At 43.0% G+C, this 17677-nt stretch carries 13 protein-coding genes; 12 read left to right on the forward strand and 1 reads right to left on the reverse strand.

The features are described from left to right. Window positions 1-131: 131 nt before the first annotated feature. Both BGP15_RS17950 and BGP15_RS17955 read left to right on the forward strand, forming a co-directional pair. A complete protein-coding gene (locus tag BGP15_RS17950) occupies window positions 132-578 on the forward strand; it encodes a response regulator (RefSeq protein ID WP_286770360.1) in 447 nt (148 codons plus the stop codon). Next, the gene (locus BGP15_RS17955; RefSeq protein ID WP_286770361.1) at window positions 554-1390 is read left to right on the forward strand and encodes a helix-turn-helix domain-containing protein; all 837 of its coding nucleotides are present in this window, start codon (window positions 554-556) and stop codon (window positions 1388-1390) included. The genes BGP15_RS17950 and BGP15_RS17955 overlap by 25 nt, the downstream gene beginning before the upstream one ends. 14 nt (window positions 1391-1404) lie before the next feature. On the opposite strand, the gene BGP15_RS17960 is transcribed toward BGP15_RS17955, so the two are convergent. Beyond that, the gene (locus tag BGP15_RS17960) at window positions 1405-2016 is read right to left on the reverse strand and encodes a helix-turn-helix domain-containing protein (RefSeq protein ID WP_286770362.1); all 612 of its coding nucleotides are present in this window, start codon (window positions 2014-2016) and stop codon (window positions 1405-1407) included. A gap of 216 nt (window positions 2017-2232) precedes the next feature. Between BGP15_RS17960 and BGP15_RS17965 the strand changes: the two genes are divergently transcribed. The 10 genes from BGP15_RS17965 to BGP15_RS18010 all read left to right on the forward strand — a co-directional run bounded on the left by BGP15_RS17965 (window position 2233) and on the right by BGP15_RS18010 (window position 17671). Then, entirely contained in the window at window positions 2233-3021 is a 789-nt protein-coding gene (locus tag BGP15_RS17965) for an HAEPLYID family protein (RefSeq protein WP_286770363.1), read from the forward strand. 247 nt (window positions 3022-3268) lie between these two features. Beyond that, window positions 3269-6178: a sensor histidine kinase gene (locus BGP15_RS17970; protein WP_286770364.1), complete on the forward strand. Its 2910-nt coding sequence runs from the start codon at window positions 3269-3271 to the stop codon at window positions 6176-6178. Between the two features lies 1 nt (window position 6179). Then, the gene (locus BGP15_RS17975; RefSeq protein ID WP_286770365.1) at window positions 6180-6944 is read left to right on the forward strand and encodes a hypothetical protein; all 765 of its coding nucleotides are present in this window, start codon (window positions 6180-6182) and stop codon (window positions 6942-6944) included. A 28-nt stretch (window positions 6945-6972) separates the two neighbouring features. Further along, window positions 6973-7623, forward strand: coding sequence for a response regulator transcription factor (locus BGP15_RS17980; protein WP_286770366.1), 651 nt, complete (start codon window positions 6973-6975; stop codon window positions 7621-7623). 261 nt (window positions 7624-7884) lie between these two features. Next, window positions 7885-8721: a response regulator gene (locus BGP15_RS17985; RefSeq protein ID WP_286770367.1), complete on the forward strand. Its 837-nt coding sequence runs from the start codon at window positions 7885-7887 to the stop codon at window positions 8719-8721. Between the two features lie 25 nt (window positions 8722-8746). Further along, complete coding sequence (locus BGP15_RS17990; protein WP_286770368.1) at window positions 8747-9763, forward strand: ParM/StbA family protein; 1017 nt, start codon at window positions 8747-8749, stop codon at window positions 9761-9763. Between the two features lie 3 nt (window positions 9764-9766). After that, complete coding sequence (locus BGP15_RS17995) at window positions 9767-10846, forward strand: HEAT repeat domain-containing protein (RefSeq protein ID WP_286770369.1); 1080 nt, start codon at window positions 9767-9769, stop codon at window positions 10844-10846. A 10-nt stretch (window positions 10847-10856) separates the two neighbouring features. Continuing rightward, window positions 10857-12365 carry a glycosyltransferase family 2 protein gene (locus tag BGP15_RS18000; protein ID WP_286770370.1) on the forward strand — a complete coding sequence of 503 codons (1509 nt, stop codon included), beginning with the start codon at window positions 10857-10859 and terminating at the stop codon, window positions 12363-12365. 6 nt (window positions 12366-12371) lie between these two features. After that, the gene (locus tag BGP15_RS18005) at window positions 12372-15242 is read left to right on the forward strand and encodes a tetratricopeptide repeat protein (protein WP_286770371.1); all 2871 of its coding nucleotides are present in this window, start codon (window positions 12372-12374) and stop codon (window positions 15240-15242) included. Window positions 15243-15262: 20 nt separating this feature from the next. Then, window positions 15263-17671: an aminotransferase class V-fold PLP-dependent enzyme gene (locus tag BGP15_RS18010; protein WP_286770372.1), complete on the forward strand. Its 2409-nt coding sequence runs from the start codon at window positions 15263-15265 to the stop codon at window positions 17669-17671. Window positions 17672-17677: the final 6 nt, after the last annotated feature.

Below are 17677 nucleotides of genomic sequence, written 5' to 3' on the forward strand. Positions count from 1 at the left end.
AATTGAAATGCTTTTAATTGTATTGGAGAATAGCTTCGACAATTTCATCAAGACGCGCGCGTGCGATGAAGCCAGGTATATCCAGCCTGAAAAATCCAAGGTGTCGAATTTATAATTTAGCAACTGCCTTAATGGACAAGAAATTAAAACTTGCATTTGCAGATGATAATGTATTGCACCTGAAAGTAATTGAGCATCTGGCCAGAGAAATGGGAAACTATGAGATGCTATACTCCTGCCATAATGGAAAAGAGCTTTTGCATCTGCTTGAGACAAATATGGAACAACCGGATGTGTGCATTCTGGATTTGCATATGCCGGACATGGACGGCATGGAAACAGCCCGCCTACTAAGACGCCGCTATCCCATGATTCGATTATTTGGTTATTCGGCCAGCGAAAGTGCAGATGAAAAAAAGAGGTTTCTTGACAGCGGTGTTAAGCTCGTTTTCTCAAAACAGTCTCCCCGTAAAATGCTGATCTCTATCTATCATTATACGAGGCTCTGTGAAAATCTGGATAGCATTGATTTTGAAAAGAATTTATTAGGGAAATGGAATTTTGTAAACCAACTATAGGAAAAGAAAAGATGCAATTCGGTGGGTTAGAATTAGCAGAGTATTGTAGTCAGCTGGGTAAAATGCTACACAATAACTTGGTTTTTTCCATCATTCGAACCGGCTCTCCTGTGCGCATAAAAATTGGTCCGACGGTATATGATATTGCTGCTAACGAACTCCTATTTATTGGACCACATTATGAAGTTGGGGTAGTCGAGCCTATTACCGCTGACGGATTTTTATTGTGGTTTACGGCTGATTTTTACGAAAGATCAAAAGCTGACACCAAAATACTCAATTCGGAATTGTTTTTTGGAAGTCATCCCTTTCTTTCTATGCGGGACTATAGAACAGAGCTGGTATTCAAGAAGCTATTTGTAGAACGTTTGAAAGGCTGCGCTGAGTACCGTACCATTGATATGATGGTTGCCCACCACTGCTTTGAGTCCTTGTTGCTCGAAGGATATCAAACTATGTTATCGCTAGAAACAACGCGTGTATCTGCAGAGATCGCTTCCGTTCAGCTATTTAACAGATTTTCGGTCTTATTGCATAAGCACTACCGCGAACATACCAGTGTGCAGTATTATGCGGACCGTCTGCACCTCTCTCCACGAAAGTTGACCGAGTTGTGTTCTGCTGTCGCCGGAAAATCGGCTAAATGTGTGATATCTACTGTTGTGGCCCAACAGGCTTTGCGCTATATAAAGCATACTGATCTTTCGATATCTCAGATTTCCTATGAGATGGGCTTCTCGGATGAATCTAATTTTCGCAATTTTTTTAAAAGACAGACAGGTAGTAATCCGCTTGCCTATCGTCAAATTTAACTTTGGGAACTCGTTTATGCTTTTTTAGATTCTTTTTTGAAGTATAAATATGGACGCTTATTGGCCGGCATCCGGCGGGCAGTTCTCGGCAAGGCTTTTTTGTCGAGGATTCCACTGCCTAAGTATTTTAACAGCAAGGCATATAATCTTTCCGAGGTGAAAGCTGCCTGGTAATCTTTCCTAAAGTCGGCGACCATCGCTTCGAGTGTTTTTGGACTGTCGAAATAGTCGGATCGATAGATTATATAGGCGATAAGCTCGCGTTGTTGGCGATGGTGCTCGCTTTGGCTGTTGCTTTCATCAAATGAAGATGCCGGACTCGTTAATTCTTGATCCGCAAAGTAGCTCTTCTTAAATTCCTTTAAATCTGGTAGGTGTTCTTCGTCTATCTTTAAAGCTAGGGCCGCATCAAAGAAATCTGCTAGTTGAATGGCAAATGGCCGACAGATTTTTGAAAGGCTATCCACAGACAATGAACCGGTTTTACGGTACGCACTCCGAATAGTGGATGTGGATACCCCTACAAAACTGGCCAGGCTCTCTAAGGTTAATCCTGTTAAATCGATGATTTCCAGTATTCTTTTTGAAATTAATTCTGCTATTTGCTGATCTGATATTTTTCCCATAATTCATCTTTTCTTGTCTGCAGTTTTATCATGTGAGCGTATTGCAACACTGTTTAATCCATAAGTTCCACTAGGTACATGAGGGTCTACCGTTGCTTGTTTTAAGAAACTGATCTTCAAAGCTAGGTTAATAAAGTAATAAATAACGTGTAAGAAACAGGGATTATCGTGTGCAAATTCCCATTTCTTTCCAAAGTTCAGCGAGAGGTTTGTGTTATGACAAGAAATTTTCAAAATACCAAGCTGTGGAAATCTATATTTTTGTCCTACAGTCTGTTCTTTTCCTGTGCTCTACTTGCTCAGGAGAATAAAAATTTACCGGACAAGGTGCACCATGCTGAGCCCCTTTATAATGACCTTGTACGCGACCTTGGCGCAAGAAAAGGGGAAAAAGAATTTAATCTGGGAGCGGATATCAAACGAACAAGTCTAAAGGATGACTTTGGATATCTCATGGAGTATGAATTTGCACCAATTGATCGCTTAGGACTCGAGGTGGAAACGGATTTTGCCTATGCTAAAAGCCGTATTGCCAATGTACCTTCAACAAATCAATTGGAAAGATTGCGATTGTCGTCCCAATATTCATTCTATGTATCAAAAAAGAATGCGACAACCTTGGCTGTCGGGTATACACAGATCTTTAACTTTGTCAACGGTGGTACCGCCTTTAATCCTTTTTTTATAGCCGCCAAAAATTGGCAGCGTCATTGGCATACGTTAATTTACACCGGACCGGAGATTGCTTATCAATACGCCACATCCAAAACGGCTTTGAATTGGCAGGTCAATACGTCATTTCATTATACTGTACCGAATACCGATCATTTTGTCGGTGTTGAGATCAACCAGGAAATTTCGTCCGAAGGCATACATACAGTTTTGCATCCCCAGATCAAACTCGGCCTCAGCAATAAGTTGGCCATCGGTATGGCAGTCGGCTTACCGATAGGGGGAGCGGAAAATAGGCTAAGTTCCTTTTTGCGCATTATTTATCAGCTTTAGCGGAACTGGTTTTTCTGATAGCAAAATGTTGCCAGCTGTCACCTATTTAACTTAAAGCAGTTATTTCTCCAGGTTTTAAAATCTCTTCGGAGGAAAATTTTATATCGATTATTAATATATAATTATTTTCAAATAACTATATTTGATCTGTCCATATTATTGAACTTAGTCGATTGTGTTTGAAAAAGCGCTAAAAATTCTATTGCTATTAAGCACTTGTTTTGCTATGCCTGTTTTTAACAGGTTAATGGCTTCAGGCTATTATGAAATCGAAATTCTTTCGGGAATTGATCCCTTTCACCGTAATATAGAATCTGTGGCCCGGGATAAACAAGGGTTTATCTGGTTTGTTGCAGGAAGCCTTCTTTACCGGTATGATGGCATTGCAATAAAAGCATTTAATGAACTTTATACAGAACCTTTGGGTTTCACGGAAGTGAATAAACTGACCACCGATGATTTGGGGCGGTTATGGCTGGAGACAAGAAATGGGCTGTTCATCTTTGATACACAGCTATGGCGATTTATTCAAAAAGATATGTTTTCAAAAGGGCTCGTGGGCGAGGATGTCATTGCACTATTTAATCAAGGGAAAAATCTTTTTGTTGCAACCCGATCGGGTATTCTCTGGCAGATCAGCGGTTCTCGAAAAAAAAAGCTGATGGAGTTTCAGCCCGCTTTATCCGAAATGCGACGGCCGGTGGGTAAAAGTCTCCTTGCGGATGAAAGCAGGCTTTGGTTTGCTTACAACAGCTTACTCTTTTTTGTAGATTTAAAAACGGGGAAAACGCAGCATGTTCAGATGCCAAAAAGGGTCTATCAGGGGCTAGATGATCTATTTTTATTGGAAAATGGTCTGCTGCTGCGAAATTATGGCTTGGGTTATATGACCTTTGACGGAAGGGAATTTCACCAATTACATCTTCAGGGGCTCAATGCAGGTGATATGCGTGATTGGGCGCATTGGTCCTTTGCGGAAACGGAAAAGATCATATTCCTTTTCGGTGATGGCCGCTATTTTGAATTTAGAAATAACCTCGCAATGACGCTCTTACGTCAGGACAAACACGATATCCGCAGAAATCTGTTCAAATCAAGGCTCAACCAGCTTGATTTTAATGGGCACGAAGGTCTCTGTGCAACAGAGAATGGCTTGTATAGTCTTGCCAGAAGAGCCTTTGAGCTGAATTACTGGAACACGGGTACGGCCAGGGCAATCGTAAAACAGCAGGATAAGTACTATGTGGGGGGCTATGCTCCGTTAAAATATTTTACGCCAAATAACCTTGCCATAAAAGAATCAGCCCCGCTCAATAATTATTATGCTTTTCTGCCAATTGACAAAGACACTGCGCTTGTCGGTTTGGAGGGTAATTTTTTGGGTTTATTGGTCAATGGAAAATTTAGATCTTTATCATATAAAAAGGCTAAGGGCACCCTCGAGGATTTGTCCACCATGGTGTACAGCCTCTGTCACTATCGGAAAAACACCTATCTGGTTGGCACGTCCTGTGGACTATGGCTCTACAATCGCGATACGGGATTAGTTAGTCCGTTAAGGGATAGCATGGGAAAACTTGTTGGAATGGGCGAGCGTGTCAATTCCATTCAAGTACGACAACAGGTCATCTCCTATACCACCGAAAACGGTTATTTTGAATACTTGGCGGGCCGGCTGAGGAAAATTTATCCGCAACAAAGCGAGAAACTCCAGGTGTACAGCCATTCATTTCGGCATAATAAGGTTTTCCTGGCCACAAAAGGAAAGGGGCTGATAGCCATTGACGCAAGCACAGGACATGTTGATACCTATAACACGAATGGCGGGCTAGCACATAATGTGGTTTTTAATATGGCATGGGTGGATAACCTGTTGTTTTTGGGGACATTCCGGGGGCTGTCGATTTGGGACGGTAAAAATTTTTATAATGCTTATGCGATGCATGGGCTGCCATTTGAAGAATTTAATCAGGCTTCTATACTCGAAGATAAGCTTCAAGGGCAATTGCTTATCGGCGGTGTGCTCGGCTGTATTGCCATCCAGCCGCAGCAGTTTTTGTATAATCTGAAGCAGGAAACAGTGCCTCCGCCGGTATTGTCAACAATTTCTATGGGTACCAGCTCCGGGAATATCGTAACTTCCTTTACACCAAAGGATGGTCAGGACACGCTGATTTTCGACAAAAAAATTGAATTTGCAAATCTTAGGATAGCAAAAATAGATGCTTATAAGCAAAATTACAAAATCTACTTTCGCCTCCGGCCCCTCATTAAAACCTTTCAGGAAGTGCCGGCATCGGGAGAAATTAACCTTTCCGATCTGAAAACAGGCGAGTACGAACTTGAATTGAAGACGATAAGCGACAATGGTCTAAGTGTGAAAACCAAGCGGTGGCTGTTTTATAAAAAGCCGAAATTTTATGAGACACAGCTTTTTTATGTGTTGGTTACACTAGGGCTGGGCGTTGTTCTTTATGTCATTGCAATTATGCGGTCTTCGCAGCTCAAGCGGGATAAAAAGCTCCGGCTGGAACTCGCGCGCGATCTGCATGACGAGGTTGGCGGCCTGCTCACTGGAATTGCGATGCAGACTGATCTTATGGCTATAGGTCAGCAGTCCGCTGGACGGCATCAGTCGCTAGAAAAAATTGCAGCCTATAGCCGGGAGGCGGTACAAACGATGGATGATGTCATCTGGGCAATAGACTCGCGCAATAATAGTCAGGGAAGCTTAGAAGACCGGATGAGGTTTTTGGTTTCGCAGATCCTGCCGATGCAGGATGTCGATGTCAAATTTGATATAAATCTGCAGAGCGCCGGCCAGCTGCCTCAATATGTACGTCAGAATGTATACCTTATCTTTAAAGAAGCATTGCATAATATCTGTAAACACAGCCCAAATGCGAAAGTTGATATATTTTTAAAAATAGATCATCATCAGCTTATTTTAAAGCTGTCAAATTCCTTAAAGAAAATCGAAGGAACGGCTTCATATCCAGCGTATGCAAGACGTCGCGGTCAAGGTACGATTAATATGAAACGCAGGGCAGAGGCTATAGGGGCTAAATTCGAAGCAGCAAGGTCCGAAGACCGTTATTGCATTCAATTAGTAGCGAAGTTTAAAGTGAATAAACTTTTTCTTGACTTTTTTAATTGATATGATGCAGCATAACCCTCAATTTTGGATAAGTTTAAGCTTCGCTATATTGGGGGGAGTTTTTTGCATATTAGGTCTTTTATCACGCTTTTATCGTTTTTTTAAATACAAGGATATAGGGCAGCTACTGATCAGTGTGGGGGTGATGGCTTTGATTTGGCATGTCATGATCTATTGCATGATCTATACGGGAGAAATTCAATATTATCCGCGTATTTATAACAAAGGGATACCCTTTTATTATCTTGTGGGCCCGTTTTTCTATTTTTATGTTTGGCTCAAATTTAATCCCAATGCGACACTGCCTAAGCATTGGATATTGCATTTATTACCGTTTTGCTTTGGATTGATTGATGTCATTCCATATGCGGTAGCCCCTGTAGAAGAGCAGAAAAAACTACTCAGGATGCTGGTGGAAGACATTCCGCTTGGATTTAAGCACCATTATGGTTTTGTGGATCAGCAATTACATTATATGCTGCGATTTGGGCTCGCTATTGCCTATGTCATTGGGCAATGGCGGATATATTATAATACAGATATAGATGCGAAAGTTACGAAAAGGGAAGTACTGATTTTTAACTGCGTTTACAGCACCTATCTATTGTTGCAATGTAGTATCGTGTTAGCTATTATCCTTAACAGCAGTCAGGAGGCCTATATTCTTAAAAGTCTGGATAAACTTGTCTGGGTAAGCTTTTGCTTTCTTTTGTTTAGCCTGTGGTTTATGCTGGATGGAAATAAAAAATCAACATTATACTATTAAAATAACACACATTTATCTTATATTTTTTATGCCAAACACAAAATTTAGACTTGCAATCATAGAAGACCGTATGCCTGTTCTCGAATCGTTAAAGTCTTACTTTGAGGATAACGCTCAGTTTGACCTGGTCGTTGCTGCACGTGAACTTGATGAGCTGCTGGATGCTGCCTGGAGCCCTGAATGTTTAGATCTACTGCTCTGTGATATTGGGCTGCCAAATAAAAATGGCATTGAAATAACTTGGTTTATAAAACGTAAATTCCCCCATATTCAGGTTGTTATGTTTACGGTGTTTGATGATAAAGAACATATATTTCAGGCACTTTGTGCGGGTGCCGCCGGTTATCTGCTTAAAAGTACACCCTTACCGGAGATGGAGCAGTTGCTCGTGGAAGTCATGAAGGGAGGTTCGGTGATGAGTCCGCAGGTGGCTCGTCTGGTCATATCTCACTTTAACCCTGCACTCGATCATAAAGCCGATTACCGGCACCGTGAGCAGCTTACCCCCCGCGAGATCGAAATTGTATCCCTTTTGCAACAGGGGTATACCTATAAAAAAGTTGCTGAAACCGCGTTTATTAGTGTTGATACCGTGAAATTCCACATTAGGAACATCTATGGAAAATTACAGGTTAACAGCCGTTCGGAGCTTATGCTGAAATATAATAAACCGATTTGACAGAACTTCTTTTCGTGAAAAACAATGCCTAAAGAAAACATGCTGCTCGTTTCAATCGGTGGATTAACTCTGCGGTGCATACACTATCTGTTTTTGAGATCTTCTTAAGAACATCTTAAGAAGATTCTATCCTACCGACAAACACCTATTTTAAGTTAATTTTTTTTGTAAAAACCACCCTTATGGGCGGGTAATCACTTTGCCTGTATTTTTAAATTTGTGATGCCATTTTAAAGCAACTTAATCTATTTAATTAAAAGTATGCAAAGTTATGATCTCCCACCTAAGCAACGTAGGGTGTTTTCGGTATTGCATGCAGACAGCGATCTGCTCATGCGAAAAATAATTTCGAATGTTTTCTCCAATGAAGCATTTCAGCTGGATTCCGCTGCCAATGGAAAAGAAGCCTTTGCCCTTTTAGAAGCGAGAGACTATCAGTATGATATCGTCATTACCGAAATGCATATGCAATATGCAAACGGGTATGAAATTATTAATAAGGTGCTGAAGGAATCGCCGCGTACCCGGACAATTATTACATCCAACATGAGTTACCTCCATATTCGTGAGGGACTGGAAATTGTCCGTGAAGACTGTTTTAAAAAGCCACTTGTCGTGGGAAAACTATTGGAAAGAGTGAAGCTCATCATGGAAGGTGAGCTTGGGCCGAAGGTCATAAATATGCCTGAGAGCCAGTGCGACGAAGCTTTGCCGCATCAGATGCAATTAGATTCTTTCCTGCAAAACTCAAAAATAGCACATTCCGAGCAACCTCAGGGAATAGTAAGTGTACAAGATTTGTTAGCTGGGGAGGAACTAGTAGCTGTGCAAGATTTAGTAGTTGTGGAGGAGCTAATAGCTGTGCAAGATTTAGTAGTTGTGGAGGAGCTAATAGCTGTGCGTGAGATAGAAGAGGTACAGGAAAAGATAGATATGCAGGCGGTGGTACGTGCGCAAGAAGATGCGATGAATGAGCTTTTTGTCGCTGAATATGTGGCAAGGGAAGAAATCTTGGCAATAGATATCGTACCTGAACAACCTGTTTTACTAGCGGCTACACAGAAGTTGCCAGTCATGTCAGGTAAACGATGGTGGTAAATAATTAGTACACACGAAAAATTTTATGTATACAATACAGTCATTCTCAAGCCTAATGCAGGCGACAAATTCCCCCTTGGTAAACACCGCCAATTCACTATTGACCGGCTTGAAAATACAAATGGGGCAGCAGTGGTATATCTGTGGTAAATTGGCACTAAATGAAGGGAATAGCCCTAGAAGACCGCTGAATGCATCTCCGGAATCACTGGAATGCCAGCTGTTGTTTAAGGCTGCAATTTTAACCAGTGGAGTCAGCGCTGATACCCCACTGATGATAACCATCGGCTTACCCAATAGCACCTACCGCTTATACCGGGAAACGGCTGAACAAACGCTCCGTGGTAAACATATTATCCAGTCGGATCCCGCTGTTTATGGTGAGGACGGATCCGGTATCTTGCCAATTGAGGTTGCGCATATTGACGTATTGCCGGAGGTAGTGAGTTGCATGGTGGCGTTGCGCAGGGGAGAAAGTTGTGAAAAGGGGGCTTTCTTCGTTTTTAGTTTTGGCTTCGGCACATTGGAAACTGGGCTAAGTACCGATGAAGGCGTAGTAGAAAATGCGATGGGGAGTGCTCCGGGTATGCATTATGCTGTCAATATCCTCCGCGAACAGCTGCAGCAGACGTATGACCTCTCTTTTCAGAGCATCCAGCAGCTCGATGAGGCTTTTCGAAACGGCTACCTCTATATCAACCGTAAAAAAATTGACCTTCAGGGACTGCGCAAAAAAGCGATACAGATCTATTATGCCGAAATTGTTTCGCCAGCATTGGGTGATGTGGTCAATGATAGAAATCTGGCTAAATCAAACCGGATATTTCTGTGTGGCGGCGGGGCGCACTATGGCGATCTCATCGACTGTATTCTCGAAGAGTTTGGCGATATTGCCGGTGTCAAAATTGTCGACCAGCCTGAATCCCTCGCTGTAAAAGGCTATTTACTAAATTCCATGCGTTACATTCAGGATCAGTCCAAATTACCGGTCGGAATCGATCTTGGGAATATACAAACGCGTGTAGCCCTTGCTGAAAACTAAGGTATGACGGTAGATCAAACGTTTATTGCGGTGATTCAGGGGATTGTGGCAACATCCTTTATTGGAACTTTTGTCGCTTATGCTGTGATCATGGTGCTCCGTTTCCGAACGGCAAAATCACAGCGTCGGCAAGATAAGCTTGACCAGCTGATTGAAGATCGTATACTGCCCCAGTTTATTCAGGAAATGGGGAACGAAAGTGCGCATGTATCCATCGATCAGGCCGTGCTTGATGAGTTAGCCCTGATGGACAAAAGAAACCGCCAAACCTTAATTGATACCTTAATCCGTCTCCGATGGCATGTGGCGGGAACTAATGCGTTGATTCTTCATCGAATTTATGTGCTACTTGGGCTAAATCTGGATTCGCTGCAAAAGATGAAATCGCGCAAATGGTATCGCAATGTTCAGGGATTACACGAACTGACGCTAATGGATTACGCGATCTCTGATATTGATATTCTCCGATTCAATCTCAGCGAAGAATCTGAACTGCGCTCTGCAGCCCGAAGCGCTTTTATGCGCTTCAGCAAGAACGAGCCTTTCCGCTTTTTTGATGAGGTGCGCGATCCATTGAGTATTTGGGAATTGATCGGTTTTTTTCGGATTCTCGAACAATCCCGCGATACGGTAAAATCAAACTTTGCAAACTGGATCCGTTATTCGCGCAACAAAACAGTTGTTATTTGCTGCATGAAGCTTGCCGCACACGAGCAGAGTCTGGAGGCCATAGACAGTATCGAAGGATTGCTCAATGTGAACGACCACAGTTTACGTTCGCACGCCATCAATGCGCTGGGGCATTTAAGGGCTATCCATACACAGGAAACATTGATCAAAATGTATCCAAACCAACCTGTCGACTGCCAGTGCGAAATTCTGTTTTCGCTCGGCATGTTTCGGACGACGAGAGCTATGGAATTTCTAACGGAACAATTCCAGTCAGCTTTTGATTTTGAAATCGAAAATCATGTTGCGTCAATACTCGCCCGCTTAGTACGCAACAAACAATTGGCCTGGAATCCTTTACATCTGCCTTCACGAAAAGAGCGCATTCTAAACTATTATCTGCACGAACAATAACGCATACAATATGATCCAAGATATAATTGACGTTTTCCAACTTTTTATATTTTCCTACAGTAGCCTGACCATGGTGATCTATGTCATCATGGCGGTGCTATCGTATAAGGGAATTATGTTATATAGACGGAAAAATAGAGAGCACTATACCCAAAATGTAATTTCGAGCCCACTTTCACCGGGCATCTCGGTCATTGCCCCGGCTTACAACGAGGGCCTGACAATCATTGATAATGTATATGCATTAATGCATCTGAATTATCCATTGTATGAAGTTATTATTGTCAATGACGGTAGTACGGATGATACATTGGAAAAATTGGTTCAGCATTTCGAACTTAAGGAAGTAGATCTTCCTTACAATGAAAAGATCAAAACGAAGACTGTAAAGCGCTTTTTTCGATCTACTAATCGTGCCTACGAAAAGTTGCTAGTCATTGATAAAGAGAACGGAAAAGGTAAAGCAGACGCTTCGAATGCCGGCATCAATGCCTCAAAATTTGATTATTTTCTCTGTACAGATGTAGATTGCATCCTGCATGAAGACACACTTTCCAGACTAATGCGTCCCATTTTAGACGAAAAGAGCCGGAGCCGCCTAAAAGACATCCAGGTGATACCCGATACCGGATACATCCACGTGGAGAACAATCAGCGACGGGTCATAGCGGTCGGGGCGCCCCTGCGGATGATCAATTCGTCTGAAGTGGATAATGGAGTAATAACACGCTTTAAACCGCCACATAAAGTACTCCCACGTTTTCAGGAACTGGAGTATATTCGTGCATACCTGCTTTCAAAAATGGCGTGGAGCTCAATTAATTGTGTTCCAAATGTGTCTGGAGGACTTGGTCTTTTTGACAAGCATATTGCCGTTAAGGTTGGGGGCTATGATCCACGCTCATTTGCCGAAGATATTGATATGGTGACACGCATGAGTGTTTACATGATCCAGAATAATCACAAATATGCGATTCGGTATATTCCTGTTTCATTGTGCTGGACGGAAGGACCACAAACCTTGCCGGTATTCAGTAGACAACGTGTACGCTGGGCTAGGGGGTTGATCCAGATCATGCTGCTCCACCGTCATGTTTTATTTAATTTTAAGTTTAAAAGGCTCGGGCTGATAGTCTTTCCTTATAACTTCCTATTTGAGTTTTTGGCGCCTATTTTCGAGGTATTGGGGCTGTTGTTTTACATCTATCTTATTGTAATCGGCGCCATCAATTGGGAAAATACATTTACATTACTCGCTTTTCTATATATGTTTTCTGTCCTAGTAAGCTCCATAGCCGTGCTGTGGGATCAATTAATTGAAAGACATTACCGCAAAACGAGTGAGGTGATAGGATTGTGCCTCACGGCCTTTGCTGAACCGTTTATTTATCATCCGCTCATTGTTTTTTTTAGTATCAAAGGCTACATACAGTCCATGTTCAGGCAAAAGCTGGTATGGGGGAATATGCAGCGTAAAGGTTTTGCAAGCCAAAAGTCTACTGTCAAAAATCAAGCTTAAGCTATTATGAATTTCCGTTATACTATTTTTATTCTCTTCCTACTGTCTACACAGGTGCTGCGAGCACAGACCTGGAATTCCGTGCGTGCCGAAAAATTGTACCAGCAGGCTGTGGTAGAAATTAAATCTGCTCAGCAGCAGAAAGCTTTGAAGTCATTGGAGGAGGCCATAAAGCTGAATCCAGCCCATATCGATGCGCAGGTGCAACTTGCCCGAATCTATATGGCGCAGAAACACTATGATCAGTCGATCCGTACTGCACAACTGGTACTGCGTGCTTCGCCCGAATATGAAGATGTGTATTATTATATTATAGGTTCTTATTTATCAAAAAATCGGCCTGCTGAAGCCTTGCGATACGTCGAAATGGGATTGTCGCGTTTTAATGCCAATAAAGATTTCGGAATCAAAAAGCTCAATATACTGGATATGCTCAAACGCTATCAGGATGGAGATTCCTGGGCACAGGTTCTGATCCGGCGTTTTCCTACCGATGGGAGTGTAAGACTCGCGATGGCCGGTCATTATGAAGCAAAAGCGGATTGGTACAAAAGCAATAAAATGGATAATCTGGCCAATTCTTATTATGAAAAGGCGCTCGAACTCGCGCCGAAAAATACAGATCTCATCGAAAAAATGAACAATATTGTGTCCCAAGGCGGTGATTATGACGCCCGAATTGCCAAGGCAAATGCGATATTGAACAGCGATAGTAAATCTTACAATGCATTATTCCAAAAGCTCGGCCTGCTACAGGAATCACATCGTTATGCAGAGGCTTTAGAAGTGTTACGCCTGATCTTACGCTACTATCCGAAAGATAAAAAAGCCCTTGATCTAAATAATAGTTTACGGAAAGAAGCAGCCGGATATTATCAGAACACGGATACTTATGCACTTTATCAGTCGATTTTGGATCAGAATCCAGGCGATCGGGAAGCCTTGGAAAAGGTGGTTGGCATAGCCGCTTCTCGGGGCGAGACGACACAGGCACTGTATTGGGTAGACCGTGCTTTACAGCGAAATGCAGGTGACCGTATATTGCTGCGCCGAAAAATGGATTTTGAATTTCAACTGCGCCGTTACCAGACAGCGGCAGATATTGCTGTTAAGCTGTATGGGGGCAATGGTGATAAAGCTTTCCGATCAGAAGCATTGCAAATGATCAATGCCTGTGGCAGTTATTATTTGCAGCAGCAACAAGCCGACAGCGCCATCGTTTACTACGATCGTACGCTTCACTTAGATCCGAGAAATATGCCAGCTCTGCAAGGGCGTATTTCCGCTCTTATCCTGCAAAATAATTTATCCTCGGCCCTTCGGGAATTGGAGCAGGCGATCAGTTATTATCCAAATGATATCGATTTACACTTAAAAAAGGCGGGTTTCCTGGCACAATCGGGCAAAATACAGCAGGCTGTAGCTTTAAGCGAAAAACTTTACGCCAGTTATCCGGGAAATCCGAAAATTAAATCGCTTTATTTGGAGCAAAAGCTGGCCGCAGCCAATGCCTGCATACTGGTGGAAGAGTACGGAGAAGCGGAAACGCATCTTCGTCAATTACTCATCGAAGACAACGATAATAAAGAAGCCCTACACTACCTTTCTAATATTCTTGACCTCAGAAGACGCTATCCGGAAGCTTTGCTCGTTGTTCAGCAGGCCCTGCAAAGTTATCCGGGTGACCGCGAATTTCTTCAGAAGAAAGCTTCAATCCTTCATAATAGTGCGCAGTATATGGCAGCTGCTCAGGTCGCCACCATGCTGCGGACAGAATATCCGTACAATCAAAAGTACCGTACTATGGTACAGGATGCGTGGATGTCGGCTGGATTGTCTTTTCAGAAAAAGGGGGTAGCCGATAGCGCAATTTTTTGTTTTGATCGCGTGCTTGAGGGCAATCGAACAGATTCGCTTGCTTATAGTAATAAAATAAACCTTCTGATGGCAAAAGGAGACTTTGTATATGCCCTACAGAGTGTGGATACGGCATTACAGCATTTTGAGTATGCCGAGCCTTTTCTTCTAAAAAAAATAATCGTACTCGACAGTTTGGGTCGATTTGTTGAAGCGGCACATTATGCCGATACACTCTCCAAGCGCTTCGACCTACGGAAGCACAGGGAATATGCAGCTCTTTTGCGAAGTAAAACCATGCAGAACGCTTTTGGAATTTCTTTGCTGAATAGCTCCTTTTCAGGTGTTGATGATAATCCAGCGCCACCTGCATACCGTATTGCGACACTGTATTACACCCGTCGATTGTCGCCAAAAATAAGTTATGGTGCACAGCTGTTATTCACGGGAAGGCAATCAGGTGCGGGCATTATGGGAGAAGGCGACCTGACGTATACGGCGAATAAATTACTTTACTGGAATGCTTCGATAGGTATATCCAATAATGTGTTGCTTCCCAAATATAGAATGGCCTATTCGCTTTATCGGCAGCTCGGAAAAGGTTTCGAAGGGGAGATTGGGGCGCGTTTTCTGGAAGTTGTCGCGATCAAAGCGGTATCAGTGGTTGTTGGTGCGAGCAAAAGTTTTGACCCTTTTCTGCTGAATGCACGAATCTTTGCCATTAAGGAGGAAAAGGATTTCTACTTCGCTTTTCAGGCAGGCGCAAAATATGAGCTTACTGAAGCTGATTTATTACAGGCAAATTTTGGACTTGGAACTTCACCAGACGACAGAAGCAGGCTTATTCTATTGCCTGAATTGGGTGGTGTTATGAGTCGAAGTGTGGGCGCGGGATACAGACGTACAATAAATTATCGTACATCGATAGGTTTAAATGGTACTTACACAAGTCAAAAAATTGGTACGGCAACATTTCGTAATCAATATGATCTACTGCTCGCCTTACAGGTGAAATTTTAACTCTAGCCAATAACTGAACAATGAATCGTACAATTTTAATTTTAGGTGCCGAAGGGTACTTGGGCTGGCCGCTGGCCATGAGGTTAGCGCTGCACTATCCAGACCAAAAAATTATATTGCTGGATAATGGCTGGCGCAAAAGCACGGTTGCCAATCTCGGATTTGGGCCCTGGCTACAGATTCCGGATCTCTCAAGTCGTATCGAAGCATTTGGCCGAAAATATCGTTTAGCTAATATGTGTGCTGTGCACGCTGAGGTTTGTTCGGACGAATTGGCGGAACTGATTCGTCGGGAACGGCCGCATACAATTTATCATCTCGCACAGCAGTGTTCGGCGAGTTATTCGATGTTGGGATTACAACAGGCTCTTTACACCATCCGTAACAATGAAGAAGGCAATATGCGTCTGCTCTGGGCAGTACGCGAATATGTTCCGAAAGCCCATATTATTAAGCTTGGATCGTTTGGTGAATATGCCAAGGGCGGATTGCCGATAGCCGAAGGCTATTTTAAGCCTGGTTATAAAGGGCAGTTGGCGTCGAAACCTTTACCTTACCCTAGGGCGGCAAACGATATATATCATGTTTCCAAAATAAATGACTCGAATTATGTAGCGATGGCGGCGCGTACCTGGGGGCTTCGCATCACGGAAGTGATGCAAGCAACAGTATTTGGTCTGCTAACTTCAGAAATGGATGCCTCGCCTGATCTTTTTACCCGTTTTGATTACGATCCGATCTTTGGAACGGTAGCCAACCGTTTTCTAGCGCAGGTAGTTTCTGGTTCTCCGATGACAGTATATGGTAGCGGAAACCAGCGTACTGGACTCATGGCGTTGAACGATGCGGTCAATTCGTTGGCCCGGTTTGTTGAAGATGTACCACCAATTGGTGAACATCGTGTGGTGAACCATGTGACAGAAACACACTATTCCATCAATGAATTAGCGGAGGATATTGCTGACATTGCCAGAGGTGTTGGGTTGGATCCCAAGATTTCTTTTACCTCCGATCTTAGGGGGGAAAGTGCTGCCAAGAAGCCTATATACAGCATTGAGACAAGTTTGCAGGGGAGTCATTTGTATCATACCGATTTCCATACCGTGATAAGGGAATCCATCAGTCTTTTACAAAAGCAATATAGTACACTTCTATCGCATCATTTTTCACCCCATAGTGCCTGGAACGAATTTTCTGATGGGAAAAATCTTGATCTTAAAAGAGTAGATGCCGTCCGAAAAATAGAAAATGAAGCGTATTGGGATCAGATCAGGGTCAATACATTTCCTTCTACCCGGGTGAATCTGAATCCGGGCTGCCTGGCTACGTTGCCACAGGATCGGCTCGAAACCATCAAAAATCAGGTAAACGGCAATCCACTTTCTTTATATGCTTTAGGGAGGGAAGCTTTTACTTCCATACAGGAGGAATGTGCTAAATTGTGGCCGGCTATCGGTTATCGCTGTAATGTGACTTCCAGCACATCTCAGGCCATGAATTTATTGGCATTGGTGCTTTTACGGAGGTTGCAGGAGGATGGGAAGAGGTGTTTTCAGGTCCTGACAAGTGAGCATGAACATCCGGGCGGTATCGGCCCCTTTGAACATTTGCCAGAATATAAGCTCACTTATCTCCCTGATGTTGTCCTTAATGACGCGGAGGAATTTAACAGATGCTTGCGCGAAATGCAACCAGACATCGTGTTCTTATCCCATGTCTATTATCCCACAGGAAAACTGATGCAAGACAAGTGGCGCCTGAGCAATATAAAAAAGGCTGTTCCGAATGCAATTCTGATTCTTGACGTAGCACAGTCGTTAGGGATTCAGCAACTTCCTTTTGGGGATGCTGATGTATTGATCGGGAGTACACATAAATGGTTACATGGACCTTTGGGCGGTGGTTTAGCTTGGTTCAAAGAAGATTTTGCAAGTTGGATCGGGGCCTTATATTGGAATAAGCAGCATCTTTTTGAAGAGCCGCAAACCCATGGGTTCAGCATTCCGGGGGGGCAGGATTTCTTATTGTATGAAAGGTTGAGGCAAAGCCTAAAACGTTATCGAGAAATTGGGCCGAAAGCAATCCTTGATCGCAGTACCTATCTGGCAGCTTATCTGAAAAGAGAGCTTAATGGGATCTTGGGCCATGCAGGCATTACGTACTCTTTTATGGGAGACGATGTATCTCCGGTCGTAAGTCTGCTGGTGTCAGATTATGATCCTTATCCGCTGTACGAGTTTTTGAGAAAGAAAGACATACATATTAAATGCATTAAGCACTGTAGAGTAGAAGCGAAGGTTGGACATGTACTGCGTTTTGGTATACCGTATTATGAAAATATGGGCCGCTTGCGCATGGTACTTGATACGATAGCTTCTTTTGTGGATTGTGCGATCATGGATAAGCAAGAAGTGGACTTGTTGATCTAGTTTAAT

This window comes from Sphingobacterium sp. 40-24 (assembly GCF_001899705.1).
GTDB classification, from domain to species: domain Bacteria; phylum Bacteroidota; class Bacteroidia; order Sphingobacteriales; family Sphingobacteriaceae; genus Sphingobacterium; species Sphingobacterium multivorum.

Excerpts from the sequence above, each read along its gene's own strand:
- BGP15_RS17955 (WP_286770361.1), top strand. The coding sequence starts at position 554 with ATGGAATTTTGTAAACCAACTATAGGAAAAGAAAAGATGCAATTCGGT.
- BGP15_RS18000 (WP_286770370.1), top strand. The coding sequence starts at position 10,857 with ATGATCCAAGATATAATTGACGTTTTCCAACTTTTTATATTTTCCTAC.
- BGP15_RS17990 (WP_286770368.1), top strand. The coding sequence starts at position 8,747 with ATGTATACAATACAGTCATTCTCAAGCCTAATGCAGGCGACAAATTCC.
- BGP15_RS17985 (WP_286770367.1), top strand. The coding sequence starts at position 7,885 with ATGCAAAGTTATGATCTCCCACCTAAGCAACGTAGGGTGTTTTCGGTA.
- BGP15_RS18005 (WP_286770371.1), top strand. The coding sequence starts at position 12,372 with ATGAATTTCCGTTATACTATTTTTATTCTCTTCCTACTGTCTACACAG.
- BGP15_RS17975 (WP_286770365.1), top strand. The coding sequence starts at position 6,180 with ATGATGCAGCATAACCCTCAATTTTGGATAAGTTTAAGCTTCGCTATA.
- BGP15_RS17980 (WP_286770366.1), top strand. The coding sequence starts at position 6,973 with ATGCCAAACACAAAATTTAGACTTGCAATCATAGAAGACCGTATGCCT.
- BGP15_RS17960 (WP_286770362.1), bottom strand. The coding sequence starts at position 2,016 with ATGGGAAAAATATCAGATCAGCAAATAGCAGAATTAATTTCAAAAAGA.
- BGP15_RS17950 (WP_286770360.1), top strand. The coding sequence starts at position 132 with ATGGACAAGAAATTAAAACTTGCATTTGCAGATGATAATGTATTGCAC.
- BGP15_RS17965 (WP_286770363.1), top strand. The coding sequence starts at position 2,233 with ATGACAAGAAATTTTCAAAATACCAAGCTGTGGAAATCTATATTTTTG.
- BGP15_RS17995 (WP_286770369.1), top strand. The coding sequence starts at position 9,767 with ATGACGGTAGATCAAACGTTTATTGCGGTGATTCAGGGGATTGTGGCA.
- BGP15_RS17970 (WP_286770364.1), top strand. The coding sequence starts at position 3,269 with ATGGCTTCAGGCTATTATGAAATCGAAATTCTTTCGGGAATTGATCCC.
- BGP15_RS18010 (WP_286770372.1), top strand. The coding sequence starts at position 15,263 with ATGAATCGTACAATTTTAATTTTAGGTGCCGAAGGGTACTTGGGCTGG.